12 protein-coding genes, 1 tRNA gene and 1 pseudogene are annotated in these 15685 nt (G+C 53.1%); all 14 read right to left on the minus strand.

Translation table 11 applies throughout. The annotated features are described in order from the left end of the window. Positions 1-122 (minus strand): GTP-binding protein (locus tag D9N14_RS01345; RefSeq protein ID WP_290576072.1); only part of this gene is annotated, 122 nt, incomplete at its 3' end. Positions 123-156: 34 nt separating this feature from the next. Next, positions 157-2250 (minus strand): elongation factor G, encoded by a 2094-nt coding sequence (fusA, locus tag D9N14_RS01350; protein WP_290576041.1) that lies wholly within the window; start codon positions 2248-2250, stop codon positions 157-159. A gap of 42 nt (positions 2251-2292) precedes the next feature. Next, positions 2293-2763, minus strand: coding sequence for a 30S ribosomal protein S7 (rpsG, locus tag D9N14_RS01355; protein WP_290576044.1), 471 nt, complete (start codon positions 2761-2763; stop codon positions 2293-2295). Between the two features lie 103 nt (positions 2764-2866). After that, a complete protein-coding gene (gene rpsL, locus D9N14_RS01360; protein WP_290576047.1) occupies positions 2867-3241 on the minus strand; it encodes a 30S ribosomal protein S12 in 375 nt (124 codons plus the stop codon). Positions 3242-3411: 170 nt separating this feature from the next. Next, positions 3412-7620 carry a DNA-directed RNA polymerase subunit beta' gene (rpoC, locus tag D9N14_RS01365; protein WP_290576053.1) on the minus strand — a complete coding sequence of 1403 codons (4209 nt, stop codon included), beginning with the start codon at positions 7618-7620 and terminating at the stop codon, positions 3412-3414. Positions 7621-7680: 60 nt separating this feature from the next. Continuing rightward, complete coding sequence (gene rpoB / locus D9N14_RS01370) at positions 7681-11757, minus strand: DNA-directed RNA polymerase subunit beta (RefSeq protein ID WP_290576054.1); 4077 nt, start codon at positions 11755-11757, stop codon at positions 7681-7683. Between the two features lie 262 nt (positions 11758-12019). Next, entirely contained in the window at positions 12020-12397 is a 378-nt protein-coding gene (rplL, locus tag D9N14_RS01375; RefSeq protein WP_290576056.1) for a 50S ribosomal protein L7/L12, read from the minus strand. A gap of 44 nt (positions 12398-12441) precedes the next feature. Beyond that, complete coding sequence (gene rplJ, locus D9N14_RS01380) at positions 12442-12966, minus strand: 50S ribosomal protein L10 (protein WP_290576058.1); 525 nt, start codon at positions 12964-12966, stop codon at positions 12442-12444. A gap of 214 nt (positions 12967-13180) precedes the next feature. Then, entirely contained in the window at positions 13181-13876 is a 696-nt protein-coding gene (rplA, locus tag D9N14_RS01385) for a 50S ribosomal protein L1 (protein ID WP_290576060.1), read from the minus strand. 1 nt (position 13877) lies between these two features. Then, positions 13878-14315 (minus strand): 50S ribosomal protein L11, encoded by a 438-nt coding sequence (rplK, locus tag D9N14_RS01390; protein ID WP_290576063.1) that lies wholly within the window; start codon positions 14313-14315, stop codon positions 13878-13880. 87 nt (positions 14316-14402) lie between these two features. Further along, positions 14403-14936, minus strand: coding sequence for a transcription termination/antitermination protein NusG (nusG, locus tag D9N14_RS01395; RefSeq protein WP_290576065.1), 534 nt, complete (start codon positions 14934-14936; stop codon positions 14403-14405). Between the two features lie 16 nt (positions 14937-14952). Then, positions 14953-15324 carry a preprotein translocase subunit SecE gene (secE, locus tag D9N14_RS01400; RefSeq protein WP_290576067.1) on the minus strand — a complete coding sequence of 124 codons (372 nt, stop codon included), beginning with the start codon at positions 15322-15324 and terminating at the stop codon, positions 14953-14955. Between the two features lie 63 nt (positions 15325-15387). Then, positions 15388-15463, minus strand: a tRNA-Trp gene (locus D9N14_RS01405). 68 nt (positions 15464-15531) lie between these two features. Beyond that, positions 15532-15685 (minus strand): annotated as a pseudogene (gene tuf, locus D9N14_RS01410) (elongation factor Tu); the annotation flags it as partial.

Genomic DNA, 15685 nt, shown 5'->3' on the forward strand with positions numbered 1-15685 from the left:
CCCCAGATCTCTGAGCAAACGCGTGTCAGCGCTGCTGTCAGCGTGGTTTTACCGTGGTCTACGTGACCAATGGTGCCTACGTTTACGTGCGGTTTGCTACGTTCAAATTTTTCCTTTGACATTTTTAATACCTATAACTGTATGATCTTAAAAAAATTAGCCTTTCCTGATGATGGCTTCGGCAATGTTATTTGGTGCTTCTGCGTACTTCAGGAACTCCATGGTGAAGGTTGCGCGGCCTTGCGACATTCCACGCAGGTCAGTCGCATAACCAAACATCTCAGCCAGGGGCACCTCAGCATTCACCAGGCGCACGCCGTTAGCCTCATCCATACCTTGCAGGATTCCGCGTCGACGGTTCAGGTCGCCCATTACGTCGCCCATGTAGTCTTCAGGGGTAACCACTTCGACCTTCATGATGGGTTCCAAAAGAACCGGGCTCGCTTCCATACAGCCCTTCTTGACCGCCATAGCACCAGCCATGCGGAAGGCGTTCTCGTTGGAGTCCACCTCATGATAAGAACCATCATACAAGTTGACCTTAACACCCAGCATGGGATAACCCGCCAACACACCAGACTCCAGCTGCTGTTTACAACCCTTTTCGATGGCCGGGAAATAGTCCTTGGGCACCGTTCCGCCGTGAATGGTTTCCTCGAAGATGAAATCCTCTTCCATGTCAGCAATCGGCTCGATCTTCAGCTTGACGTGGCCATACTGACCGCGACCGCCGGACTGCTTGACATACTTGCCTTCCACATCAACCGCCTTGCGGATGGTCTCGCGATAGGCAACCTGAGGCTTACCAATGTTAGCTTCCACCTTAAACTCGCGACGCATGCGGTCAACAATGATGTCCAGGTGCAGCTCACCCATACCGGAAATGATGGTCTGACCGCTTTCCTCGTCAGTCTTCACTCGGAAGGATGGGTCTTCCTGAGCCAGCCGGCCCAGCGCCAGACTCATTTTTTCCTGGTCAGCTTTGGACTTGGGCTCCACAGCAACAGAGATTACCGGATCCGGAAACTCCATACGCTCCAGCACAATGACGCTCTTCAGGTCACACAGGGTATCTCCCGTGGTGATATCCTTCAGACCCACCGCCGCCGCGATATCACCGGCGCGCACTTCCTTGATCTCTTCCCGGCTATTTGCGTGCATCTGCAGGATACGACCCACACGCTCTTTTCGCTCTTTAACCGAGTTGTACACTGAATCACCTGAATTCAACACCCCGGAATAAACTCGGAAGAAGGTCAGGTTTCCCACGAAGGGGTCAGTGGCGATCTTAAATGCCAGCGCAGAGAAAGGCGCCTCATCAGAAGAGGGACGCTCTTCTTCTTCGCCTTTCTCGGTAATACCTTTAATGCTCGGAACTTCATTGGGGGCAGGCAGGAATTCAACTACCGCATCCAACATCGCCTGAACACCCTTGTTCTTGAATGCAGAACCGCACAGGGCCAGAACGATTTCATTGTTCAACACCTGAGTACGCAAGCCGGCCTTGATATCTTCAATGCTCAGCTCACCATCTTCCAGGTATTTTTCCATCAAATCTTCTGAAGCTTCCGCTGCGGTCTCCATCATCTGCTCACGCAGCTCGTTACAGGTGTCAACCAGGTCCGCAGGAATGTCTGCCAGCTCATAAGTCATGCCCTGGTTTTCTTCATTCCAGTAGATAGCCTTCATGCGCAGCAGATCGACAATACCCTTGAACTCGTCTTCGGCACCAATATTCATGTGAATGGGCACCGGGCGGGCATTCAGGCGCTCTTTGATCTGCTTAACGACCTTCAGGAAGTTTGCACCGGCACGATCCATCTTGTTGACGAACACGATACGGGGCACACCATACCGGTCGGCCTGGCGCCACACCGTCTCTGACTGGGGCTGCACACCGGAAGAACCACAGAACACAACAACCGCACCATCCAATACGCGCAGGGAACGCTCCACTTCGATAGTGAAGTCAACGTGCCCCGGGGTATCAATGATATTGATGCGATACTTGTCGAACTGTTGGTCCATTCCCTGCCAGAAGCAGGTGGTGGCAGCAGAGGTGATGGTGATACCACGCTCCTGCTCTTGCTCCATCCAGTCCATGGTGGCTGCACCATCGTGCACCTCACCAATTTTGTGAGACACACCTGTATAGAAAAGCACGCGCTCAGTAGTAGTGGTTTTACCCGCGTCCACATGCGCACAAATACCAATATTTCGGTATCGGGCTATAGGGGTCTGACGTGCCACAGCAAATACCTCAGCTTGTCCAGGTTTAAAGGGTAACGCCTCTTAGAAACGATAGTGAGAGAACGCCTTGTTGGCTTCAGCCATACGGTGCACATCTTCACGTTTCTTGATGGCAGAACCTTTTCCTTCGATCGCATCCATGATCTCTCCGGCAAGACGCAGAGGCATGGATTTCTCACCACGTTTGCGGGCCGCTTCTACCATCCATCGCATCGCCAGAGCGGTACGACGGTTCGGACGCACCTCGACGGGCACCTGATAAGTGGCACCACCGACACGCCGGGATTTAACCTCAACCATGGGACGCAAAGCTTCAAGTGCTTTTTCAAATGCATCGACGGGGTTTTCATTGGTTTTTTCGGCAACCTTGTCAAGCGCGCCATACACAATGCGCTCAGCAACGGATTTCTTGCCGCTTTCCATCACATGGTTAATAAACTTTGCCAGAACCTGGCTTTGAAATTTAGGATCTGGAAGAATTTCGCGTTTCGCGACGACTCGTCTTCTTGGCATGATTTCTTTTCCTGTTTCAGGTTATTCCAAGACATTGGCTTGGCCTTACTCCCGCCCGTAAGGTATGCGGGTTAAGTGACAGCCGAATGAATACTCGGCTGCATTAAGCTTTAGGTCGCTTGGCTCCATATTTGGAACGACCTTGTTTACGATCCGCAACACCCGCGGTATCCAGCGTGCCACGCACTGTGTGATAACGCACACCAGGCAGGTCTTTAACACGACCGCCGCGGATCAGGATTACACTGTGTTCCTGCAGGTTGTGGCCTTCGCCACCGATGTAGGAAGTCACTTCGTAACCGTTGGTCAAACGAACACGAGCCACTTTTCGAAGAGCCGAGTTTGGCTTCTTGGGAGTGGTTGTGTATACACGGGTGCATACACCACGACGTTGTGGGCAGGCTTGCAACGCGGGAACGTCGCTTTTCGCTACCTTACGCTGACGTGGCTTACGCACCAATTGGTTAATGGTTGCCATGTAGCTGTTTCTCCAATGAATTTCGAGGTTTGCCTGAGCTCGCCTCTGTTTTAAATGCAAAAAATCCCGTCAACCCTTTTTCAGGGATGCGAGATTCTAAGAGCGCTTTACCTGTAAGTCAAGTAACCGGCATCAGGCTTAAACGGTGCCTGATGCCGGTATTCCAGACCTTATTCCTCTGGCGAGTTCAGGGCTTCGCTCAGCGCCTGCTCGGCATCATCTGCCGTAAATTCAGGCACTTGCAGCGTTTCATCCTGCTCTCGCTGACGTCTGCGCTCGGCGTGGTAGGCGAAACCGGTTCCCGCAGGAATCAGTCGGCCAACCACTACGTTTTCTTTCAAGCCGCGCAAATCATCCACTTTTCCAGTCACTGCCGCTTCCGTTAACACCCGTGTGGTCTCCTGGAAGGAGGCCGCCGAGATAAAGGATTCGGTGGACAGAGAAGCTTTGGTAATACCCAGCAGCTCACGGTCATAGCGGGCGCCGAACTTACCGTCCTTCTCCAGTACCTCATTCTCATCCAGCACCCGGGCCAATTCGGCCTGCTCGCCTTTAATGAAGGAGGAGTCGCTGGACTCAGTGATGATGACCTTACGCAGCATCTGGCGCACAATGACTTCAATATGCTTGTCATTAATGCCCACACCCTGGAGGCGGTATACGTCCTGCACCTCGTTCACGATGTAGCTCGCGACTGCATTCACACCCTTCAAGCGCAGGATATCGTGAGGGTTGGACGGTCCGTCAGAGATGACTTCGCCCTGCTCTACCCGCTCACCTTCAAAGATGTTCAGCTGTCGCCACTTGGGAATCAGCTCTTCGTAGGCGTCACCACCATCGTCCGGTGTGATCACCAGGCGGACTTTGCCTTTGGTTTCCTTACCAAAGGAAACCACGCCGGTTTTTTCAGCCAGGATCGAGGACTCTTTCGGCTTACGCGCTTCGAACAGGTCAGCAACCCGCGGCAGACCACCGGTGATGTCCCTGGTTTTTGAGCTTTCCTGCGGGATACGGGCAATAACATCACCCACATCCAGCTTGGCACCGTTGTCCAGCTGAACGATAGACCCTGCCGGCAGGTAGTACTGTACCGGAGTATCGCTGCCGGGCATGGTGACCAGTTCGTTGTCTTCACCCACCAGGCGCACCACTGGACGCTTGTCTTTGCCCGACGCAGGCCGATCCTTGGGATCCAGGATCTCATAGTTGGTCAAACCTGTGAGCTCGTCAGTGGTTTGCTTCACAGAAAGGCCATCTTCAAAGTCAGCAAAGCTCACGCGACCGGCCAATTCTGTAATAACAGGGTGGGTGTGGGGATCCCATTGAGCCACGATCTGACCAGCTTCCACCCCTTGACCGTCTTTAACACTGACAACTGAGCCATAGGGAATCTTATAGCGCTCACGCTCACGCCCTTTGGAATCAGCAATAGCCAACTCGGCGGAGCGGGACACCGTTACCAGATTACCATTGGACTGCTCTACATACTTGATGTTGTGCAGTCGAACCGTACCCTGGTTTTTCACCTGTACATTACTCACAGCGGAGCTTCGTGATGCCGCACCACCAATGTGGAAGGTACGCATGGTGAGCTGTGTTCCCGGCTCACCGATGGACTGTGCTGCGATAACGCCCACGGCCTCACCAATATTAACCAGATGACCGCGAGCCAGGTCGCGGCCGTAACACATACGGCACACGCCATAACGGGTATCACAGGAAATCGGTGAGCGACAAATCACTTCATCCACCGCTTCTGCTTCCAGTCGTTCAACCCACTGCTCATCAATCAAGGTTCCGGCAGGCGCCAGAACCTCATCCGTACCCGGCTTGACGACATCCTGAGCCACAACACGGCCCAGTACTCGCTCACCCAACGGCTCAACCACATCGCCGCCTTCGATCAAGGGGGTCATGGTGATACCCTGAGTGGTGCCACAGTCATCTTCGGTCACTACCAGGTCCTGCGCCACATCCACCAGTCGGCGGGTCAGGTAACCGGAGTTCGCTGTCTTCAGTGCGGTATCCGCCAGACCTTTACGAGCACCGTGAGTCGAGATGAAGTACTGCAATACGTTCAGGCCTTCACGGAAGTTCGCCGTAATAGGGGTTTCGATGATGGAGCCATCGGGCTTGGCCATCAGGCCCCGCATACCGGCCAACTGACGAATCTGAGCCTGGGAACCCCGGGCTCCGGAGTCCGCCATGATAAAGATGGAGTTGAAGGATTTCTGTGGGACTTCCTTACCTTCTTTATCAATTACGGTATCAACAGACAGTCGCTCCATCATAGCCTTGGCGACCATATCATTGGTGCGGGACCAGATGTCGATAACCTTGTTGTAGCGCTCGCCCTGGGTAACCAGACCAGAAGCAAACTGGTCTTCGATTTCCCGTACTTCATCTTCTGCTTCAGAGATGATGCGCGCTTTCTCTTCCGGAATCTCCATATCGTTGATACCGATTGAAGAGCCGGACAGAGTCGCTTGATGGAAACCCAGATACATCAGCTTATCAGCAAAAATTACGGTGGACTTGATACCCAGGCGACGATAACAGGCGTTAATCAGACGGGAGACCGTCTTCTTGGTCATGGGTTGATTGATCAACTCGAACGGCAAACCGGTCGGCAACACATCCCACAACATACAACGGCCAGCTGTGGTTTCCGCGATGAACGTGCGGGTTTCGAGGCTGCCATCTTCTTGCTTAACTGTTTCAGTGACACGCACTTTAATGCGGGTGTGTACTGTTACAGCCTTGTTGACCAGTGCGCGAGACACTTCTTTGGTGTCCGTAAACACCATGCCTTCGCCCTTCGCATTGATGCGCTCACGGCTGATGTAGTAGAGACCCAACACCACGTCCTGAGTGGGAACAATGATTGGCTCACCGTTCGCAGGGGACAGGATGTTGTTGGTGGACATCATCAGCGCACGGGCTTCCAACTGGGCTTCCAGGGTCAGCGGTACGTGCACCGCCATCTGGTCACCGTCGAAGTCGGCGTTATAGGCCACACACACCAGCGGGTGCAACTGGATCGCCTTACCTTCAATCAACTGCGGCTCGAACGCCTGGATACCCAAACGGTGCAGGGTTGGTGCGCGGTTCAGCATCACGGGATGTTCGCGGATTACTTCCGCCAGAATGTCCCACACCTCGGCGGTTTCGCGCTCGACCATTTTCTTGGCGGCCTTGATGGTGGTCGCCAGACCACGGGCTTCCAGCTTGGCGAAGATAAAAGGCTTGAACAGTTCCAAAGCCATTTTCTTGGGCAGACCACACTCATGCAATTTGAGGGTAGGACCTACCACAATTACGGAACGGCCGGAGTAATCAACACGCTTACCCAGCAGGTTCTGACGGAAACGACCCTGCTTACCTTTGATCATGTCCGCCAGAGATTTCAAGGGACGCTTGTTGGAGCCGGTAATGGCGCGACCACGACGGCCGTTATCCAACAGGGCATCGACCGCTTCCTGCAGCATACGCTTTTCGTTGCGCACGATGATGTCAGGTGCGTTCAGGTCCAGCAGACGCTTGAGACGGTTGTTACGGTTGATCACCCGACGATACAGATCATTCAGATCGGATGTAGCGAAACGACCACCATCCAAAGGAACCAGAGGACGCAGATCCGGTGGCAGAACCGGCAGTACGCTCAGAATCATCCAGGTGGGATCGTTGCCGGAATCGTGGAACGCTTCCATCAACTTGAGACGTTTGGTGATCTTCTTGATCTTGGTCTCAGAGTTAACGTTGGGCAGCTCTTCGCGCAGCTCCCGAATTTCCTGCTCCAGATCCATGTCCAGCAGCAGTTTTTGCACTGCTTCTGCACCCATGCTGGCATCAAATTCGTCACCGAATTCTTCCAGCGCTTCGTAATACTGTTCGTCGGTCAGCATCTGACCGCGTTCAAGGGTAGTAGTCCCCGGATCAGTTACCACGAATGATTCAAAGTACAACACACGCTCAATATCACGCAGGGTCATGTCCAACAGCAGACCAATACGGGATGGCAGTGATTTCAGGAACCAGATGTGAGCAACCGGGCTGGCCAGCTCGATGTGACCCATGCGGTCGCGACGCACCTTGGACAGGGTTACTTCAACGCCACACTTCTCACAGATAACGCCGCGATGCTTCAGGCGCTTGTACTTTCCACATAAGCACTCATAGTCCTTGATGGGACCGAAAATTCGGGCGCAGAACAATCCATCACGTTCTGGCTTGAAAGTACGGTAGTTAATGGTCTCTGGCTTTTTCACTTCACCAAAGGACCAGGCACGAATCATTTCGGGGGACGCCAAACCAATTCGAATACGATCAAATTCTGCGTCTTGTCCCTGTGCTTTCAGCAGGTTCAGTAAGTCTTTCACTGAATTTCCTCCACTCGGAGCCAGTAAGGCGGGTGCTTAGCCCGCCAGGTATTAGTCGTGTTACTCGTTTTCTAACTCGATATCGATACCGAGCGAGCGAATCTCTTTCACCAACACGTTGAAGGATTCCGGCATACCGGGATCCATGCGGTGATCACCGTCCACAATGTTCTTGTAGATGCGGGTTCGCCCGTTTACGTCGTCCGATTTCACTGTCAGCATTTCCTGGAGAGTGTAGGCGGCACCGTAGGCTTCCAGCGCCCAGACCTCCATCTCCCCGAAACGCTGACCACCGAACTGGGCTTTACCGCCCAGAGGTTGCTGAGTAACGAGACTGTAGGAGCCGGTTGATCGGGCATGCATCTTGTCGTCCACCAGGTGGTTCAACTTCAACATGTACATGTAACCTACCGTCACCGAGCCATCGAATTGCTGACCGGTACGACCATCGTGCAACACCATCTGGCCGCTTTCCGGGATACCGCCCAGCTCAAGCATGGCTTTAATCTCATGCTCTTTGGCGCCATCAAACACTCGGGTGGCCATGGGGACACCACGGGTCAGGTTGCTGCTCAGCTCGAGGATTTCCTCGTCGGTGAAGGTCTCCAGCTCTTCTGCTTTCTCGCCGATTTCGTTGTAGACTTTGCCCAGGAAATCACGCAGCTTGGCTACCTCTTCTTTGGCTTTCAGCATAGCTTCGATGCGCTTGCCAATACCATGGGCTGCCATTCCCAGGTGGGTCTCCAGGATCTGACCGACGTTCATTCGCGAGGGAACACCCAACGGGTTCAAGACCACATCCACCGGCTCACCGTTGGCGTCATAAGGCATGTCTTCCACCGGCATGATGACGGAGATAACACCCTTGTTACCATGACGGCCGGCCATCTTGTCGCCGGGCTGGATACGGCGCTTGACCGCAAGGTGCACTTTTACAATTTTCAGGACACCATGCGCCAGATCGTCACCACTGGAAATCTTGCGCTTTTTCTCAGCCAGCTTCTTCTCTTGTTCAGAACGCACGTCTTCTAGATAGTTCTTGCTGTTCTCCAGCTGCTCCGCCAACTGATCGGAGGTGGGGCGCAGGTCAAACCACTGAGCCGGTTCCAGAGAATCCAGCACTTCCACCGTAATGGTGTCGCCTTTCTTCAGGCCAGCGCCGGCGGCAACCACTTTTTCACCCTCGAGCATTTTGCGCAAACGACCCAGAGTGGCGCCCTGGATAATACGGAACTCATCGTTCAAGTCCTTACGGAACTTGTCGATTTCAGCATTCTCGATATCAATAGCACGCTGATCTTTCTCCACCCCGTCCCGGGTGAACACCTGCACATCAATGACGGTGCCCTTGGTACTGGATGGCACACGCAAGGAGGTGTCTTTAACATCGGAGGCTTTCTCACCGAAGATTGCGCGCAGCAGCTTTTCTTCGGGTGTGAGCTGGGTTTCACCTTTCGGTGTTACCTTGCCCACCAGAATGTCACCAGGGCCGACTTCCGCACCAATGTGCACGATGCCGGATTCATCCAGTTTGGCCAGTGCCGCCTCACCCACATTGGGAATGTCAGAGGTGATTTCCTCCGGCCCCAACTTGGTATCACGAGCGACACACGTCAGCTCCTGGATATGAATGGTGGTGAAACGATCTTCCTGTACCACCCGCTCGGAGATCAGGATGGAATCCTCGAAGTTGTATCCATTCCAGGGCATGAACGCCACGCGCATGTTCTGACCCAGTGCCAACTCACCCATGTCAACAGAAGGACCATCGGCGAGGATATCTCCCCGGGCAATCACGTCACCCACCTTCACCAGGGGGCGCTGGTTAATACAGGTGTTCTGGTTGGACCGGGTGTATTTGGTCAGGTTGTAAATATCAACACCGGCATCGCCTTCCTCGGCGATTTCCTCATCGTGGGCACGCACCACAATACGGGCTGCGTCCACTCGATCAACCACACCACCACGTCGAGCCACCTGACACACACCGGAATCACGGGCCACGATGCCTTCCATTCCGGTACCGACCAACGGCTTCTCTGCACGCAGAGTCGGCACAGCCTGCCGCTGCATGTTGGAGCCCATCAAGGCGCGGTTAGCGTCATCGTGCTCCAGGAACGGAATCAACGAGGCCGCAACAGACACAACCTGGCGGGGCGAAACATCCATCAAGGTCACGTTCTCAGCAGTGGTCACTGTGAATTCGTTGCGATGACGGACAGGCACCAGGTCTTCCACTAGGTTACCTTCATCATCCACCTCGGCATTAGCCTGGGCGATAACGTATTCACCTTCTTCAATTGCGGAAAGATAAATCACTTCATCCGTTATCTTGCCATCAATCACTTTTCGATACGGACTTTCCAGGAAGCCATAATCGTTGGCACGAGAGAACGTCGCCAGCGAGTTGATCAAACCGATGTTGGGACCTTCTGGTGTCTCGATGGGGCATACACGACCGTAATGAGTCGGGTGTACGTCACGCACCTCAAAACCAGCGCGCTCACGGGTCAGACCACCTGGGCCCAATGCAGAAACACGACGCTTGTGAGTAATCTCAGACAGCGGGTTGTTCTGATCCATAAACTGGGACAACTGGCTCGAACCGAAAAACTCTTTTATCGCAGCCGCAACAGGTTTGGCATTGATCAGGTCTTGCGGCATCAGGCCTTCGCTTTCTGCCAGGGAAAGGCGCTCTTTTACCGCTCGTTCAACCCGAACCAGACCCACACGGAATTGGTTTTCCGCCATCTCACCGACACATCGCACTCGGCGATTACCCAAGTGGTCAATGTCATCCACAACGCCATTGCCGTTGCGGATTTCCACCAGGCATTTCAGCACATCAACGATGTCTTCACGGGATAGTGTACCCTCGCCCAGGATCTCTTCGCGCCCCAAACGACGGTTGAACTTCATGCGGCCAACCGCAGACAGGTCATAGCGCTCAGCGGTGAAGAACAGGTTCTTGAACAGGCTTTCTGCCGCATCTTTGGTGGGCGGCTCCCCCGGACGCATCATGCGATAGATCTCAACCAACGCTTCCAGCTGATTGGTGGTAGAGTCGGAGCGCAGGGTATCGGACACGAACGGGCCCCGATCCAGCTCATTGATGTACAGCGTTTCAAACTCAGTCACGCCAGCTTCCGCCAGGGAATCCAGCAGGCCTACCGTGATCTCGGCGTTGCATTCGCAAATCAATTCGCCAGTGGACTTATCCACAACGTTCTTGGCGATAACACGACCTTCAAGGTATTCCTTGGGTACGGCCATCCACTCAATGTTGGCCTTTTCGAGCTGGCGAATGTGCCGCGCGGTGATACGGCGACCTTCTTCGACTACAACCTCGTCTCCCGCCTTGATATCAAACATGGCAGTCTCACCACGCAGGCGCTCTGGAATCAAACGCAGCTTGAATTCGCCGCCCTCCAGAATCACGGTGTTGGTATCGAAGAACATGTCCAGCATTTCTTCGTTTTCGTAACCCAAGGCCCGCAGCAGGATCGTAGCAGGCAGCTTACGGCGACGGTCGATTCGAACGTAAACCAGATCCTTGGGATCAAACTCGAAGTCCAACCATGAGCCGCGGTAGGGAATAATACGGGCAGAGTAAAGCAGCTTGCCGGAGGAGTGGGTTTTACCCCGGTCATGGTCAAAGAACACCCCAGGTGAACGGTGCAACTGAGACACGATAACCCGCTCGGTTCCGTTGATGACAAAGGTGCCATTATCCGTCATTAACGGAATTTCACCCATGTACACTTCTTGCTCTTTGATGTCTTTGATGGCTTTGTTGGACGACTCCTTATCGTAAATGATCAGACGAATCTTTACGCGCAACGGAGCAGAATATGTAGCACCGCGCATTTGACACTCTTGAACGTCAAAAACAGGGGTTCCCAACGAGTAATCCACGTATTCCAGAGCCGCATTTCCGGAGTAGCTTTGGATGGGAAATACGGATTTGAAGGCCGCTTGCAGGCCTTCGTCGATACGCTCATCTGACTTTCTATCGAGTTGCAGGAATTTTCGATAGGAATCTAACTGGATGGCCAGTAGATACGGTACTTCCATCGCGTCAGTGAGTTTACCGAAGTCCTTACGGATTCTTTTCTTTTCGGTGAAAGAATATGCCATCTGAGTTCCTCAGCTTGTCACTCTGCAAAATTAAAAAATTTCGCTCATTCGAAGTAAAAACTTCGCGTTATATCCCGACTGGGGTTACAGCTGAAAATCTGCCTCTTACAACATTGGACAGCTTTTCAATTTCGGCCATGCTAAATAAGAACAGCATCACCAGAAATTTTGATCGCTTGCATAAAAACGTCAAAAGGCCGGTGGCATATAGCCACCAGCCCGACAGCAAATTGCGCAAAGATTACGCAGATTTGCCAAGCTGTTACTTAAGTTCGACTTTAGCGCCAGCTTCTTCCAGTTCTTTCTTGATTTTCTCGGCTTCGTCTTTGGAAACACCTTCTTTAACAGACTTGGGTGCACCTTCAACCAGCTCTTTGGCTTCTTTCAGGCCCAGACCGGTGATACCGCGGATGGCTTTGATTACGCCAACTTTGTTTTCGCCGAAAGATTCCAGAACAACGTCAAACTCGGTCTTTTCTTCAGCAGCAGCACCAGCATCGCCAGCAGCTACGGCAGCAACTGCTACAGGAGCAGCAGCAGATACACCGAATTTTTCTTCGATAGCGGAAACCAGTTCCACCAGATCCATAACGCTCATTTCAGCAATGGCGTTCAAAATTTCTTCGTTGGACAGAGCCATGGTTCAATACTCCAATATTTAAAAATTGATGAATAATTTCAAAATTAAGCTGCTTTTTGGTCTTTGACCGCTGCGACCACACGGGCGATCTTGCCTGGAACGTCGTTGAGCGTACGAGCAAACTTGGTAACCGGAGCTTGCAGTACGCCAGCGAGCATGCCGAGGGCTTGTTCGCGGGTCGGAAGCTTGGCCAGACGGTCGATTTCAGCAGCGCCATACATAACGCCACCCACCGCCAGAGCTTTCACTTCCAACTTGTCGTGGTCCTTGGCGTAGTCTTTGATCATGCGTGCCGCAGCACCCGGATCTTCGAGAGACAATGCCAGGATAGTCGGGCCAACCAGGGTTTCTTTCAGGCACTCAAACTCAGTGCCCTCAACCGCGATTCGTGCCAGGGTGTTTCGAACAACTTTCAGATACACGCCTTGCTCGCGAGCCTGCTTACGCAAATCAGTCATTTGCGACACAGTCAAACCACGATAGTCAGCAATTACAGCGGACAGAGCACCAGAAGCAACTTCATTGACTTCGGCAACGATTGCCTTTTTGTCTTGTAGCTTAAGGGCCACTGCACACCTCTCATATGCTAAGTTACGTTTCCCTTTCAAAGTTTCCTTATCCAGGGTCGCGGTGCCCGACTCAGAGCAACTGAATCTTGAACCACCGCGTCTGCGCAGGCAGGTTTAAGCAATCAACCGACAACTCTTCTGATCAATTGCGCCTGCGGTCTTTGACGCGCCCCCCTGCCCATGGGAGAGGGGGCTCAAAGTCTGTTTGGCCGCCTTAGAATTCCAGGCTGGCCTGATCAATGGCAACACCCGGCCCCATAGTGGAGGACAAGGTGATACGCTTGATGTAGGTTCCCTTGGAGCTGGATGGCTTGGCCTTTTTCAGGTCCCCCATCAGAGCTTCCAGGTTTTGCTTGATGGCGCCGGGCTCAAATCCAACCTGGCCAACAGAGCAATGGATAATACCGGCTTTATCCGTACGGTAACGGACCTGTCCGGCTTTAGCATTGGTTACCGCAGTGGCCACGTCAGGCGTAACGGTACCAGTCTTAGGGTTCGGCATCAGGCCGCGAGGCCCCAGGATCTGACCAAGCTTACCCACTACACGCATGGCATCCGGAGAGGCAATCACCACGTCGAAATCCAGGTTACCTTTTTGAACCTGCTCAGCGAGATCGTCCATACCCACCAAATCCGCACCAGCGGCTTTAGCAGCTTCTGCATTTGCACCCTGGGTGAACACAGCAACACGAACGGTTTTGCCGGTGCCGTTAGGCAACACACTGGCACCACGCACCACCTGGTCGGATTTACGAGGATCCACGCCCAGGTTAACAGCAACATCAATACTTTCTTTGAATTTGACAGTGGACAACTCGGTCAGCAAGCCAACGGCTTCCAGCACATCATATTGTTTGTTGGAATCCACTTTCTCGCGGATAGCTTTTTGCCGCTTAGTTAATTTTGCCATCTTACAAACCCTCCACTTCAAGACCCATAGCTCGGGCAGAACCGGCGATGGTACGAACAGCCGCATCCATATCTGCAGCGGTCAAATCGGGCATTTTGATGGTGGCAATTTCTTCCAACTGAGCTCGAGTCACCTTGCCGACCTTGTTCTTGTTCGGCTCACCACTACCCTTTTGGATGCCAGCCTTTTTCTTCAAAAGAATGGCCGCAGGAGGAGTTTTGGTAATAAACGTGAAAGATCGATCGCTGTATACTGTGATCACAACCGGAATCGGCATACCAGGCTCAAACGCAGGGGGCTGCGTCTGAGCATTGAAGGCCTTACAGAATTCCATAATGTTCACACCGTGCTGACCCAAAGCAGGGCCCACCGGCGGACTGGGGTTAGCCTGTCCGGCTTTCACCTGAAGCTTGATATAAGCTTGTATTTTCTTTGCCATTTTAGCTACTCCTCGGGTTCAAGCGCCGTTAGGCTCCCCGTGCAAAGTAAATATCCCCACCATGAAGCCATGGCAGGGGTCGAAATGTTACCCTTTCTCCACTTGGCCAAACTCCAACTCCACTGGAGTTGAGCGACCAAATATCAGAACCGCCACATGCAAACGGCTCTTCTCATAATTCACTTCTTCAACCACACCATTAAAGTCGGCAAACGGCCCATCAATCACACGAACCACCTCACCCGGCTCAAACAGCGTCTTCGGCTTGGGTTTCTCCACCCCGTCTTCCACTCGCTGCAATATTGCTGCAGCTTCGCGATCACTGATGGGTGCAGGCTTGTCCGCTGTGCCGCCAATAAAGCCCATCACCTTGGGACAATCCTTGACCAGATGCCAGGTGGCGTCATTCATTTCCATCTGCACCAACACGTACCCAGGAAAGAATTTACGCTCACTTTTGCGTTTTTGACCGCCACGCATCTCCACCACTTCCTCAGTGGGCACCAGGATCTCCCCAAACTGGTCTTCCATACCAGCAAGCTTTACGCGCTCACCCAGAGATCGCTTAACGTGCTTCTCAAAACCGGAGTATGCATGTACCACGTACCAACGCTTCGCCATCTGCAACCTCTTGCCTTTAACCGATTAAACTGGAAATGATCTTACCCAGCGCCAAATCCAGCAACCACAGCAACAGCGCCATCAATGCAACGACCAGCACCACCACCCCGGTGGTCTGGGCTGTCTCTTGCTTGGTGGGCCATACAACACGGCGCACCTCAGCCCTCGCATCCTGCAGCAATGCGATAAACGACTGCCCTTTGACGGTAAATGATGCGACCAGCGCAGCGATGATACCTGCCCCAACCACACCCAGCACGCGATACAGCAGCGGCTGCTCATCAAAATAGGCATTACCAACCACCGCCGCAGAGACGATGACGAGCACCACCAGCCATTTGAAAATTTCGACCGGAGATGACTTGGTTTGTTCAGTGCTAGTAGTCATATGGGCTAAACCGAACCGCCTACCCGAGCAAACTTAGCTAGGCAGACGAAATTGCTCTAAATTTGGCAGGCCAGGAGGGACTCGAACCCCCAACACCCGGTTTTGGAGACCGGTGCTCTACCAATTGAACTACTGGCCTAATTCTGTTTTCTTACAAAGACAACTGGGCCGAGCATAATACTCGGCCCAACTCTGTTTGACTAGAGGTTACTCAACAATTTTGGCAACAACGCCGGCACCCACAGTTCGGCCACCTTCGCGGATCGCAAAACGCAGACCTTCTTCCATCGCAATCGGCGCAATCAGGGTTACGTCCATCTTGATGTTGTCACCCGGCATGACCATTTCCACGCCTTCTGGC

It is taken from the genome of Ketobacter sp. (assembly GCF_003671495.1).
Taxonomy (GTDB): Bacteria; Pseudomonadota; Gammaproteobacteria; order Pseudomonadales; family Ketobacteraceae; genus Ketobacter.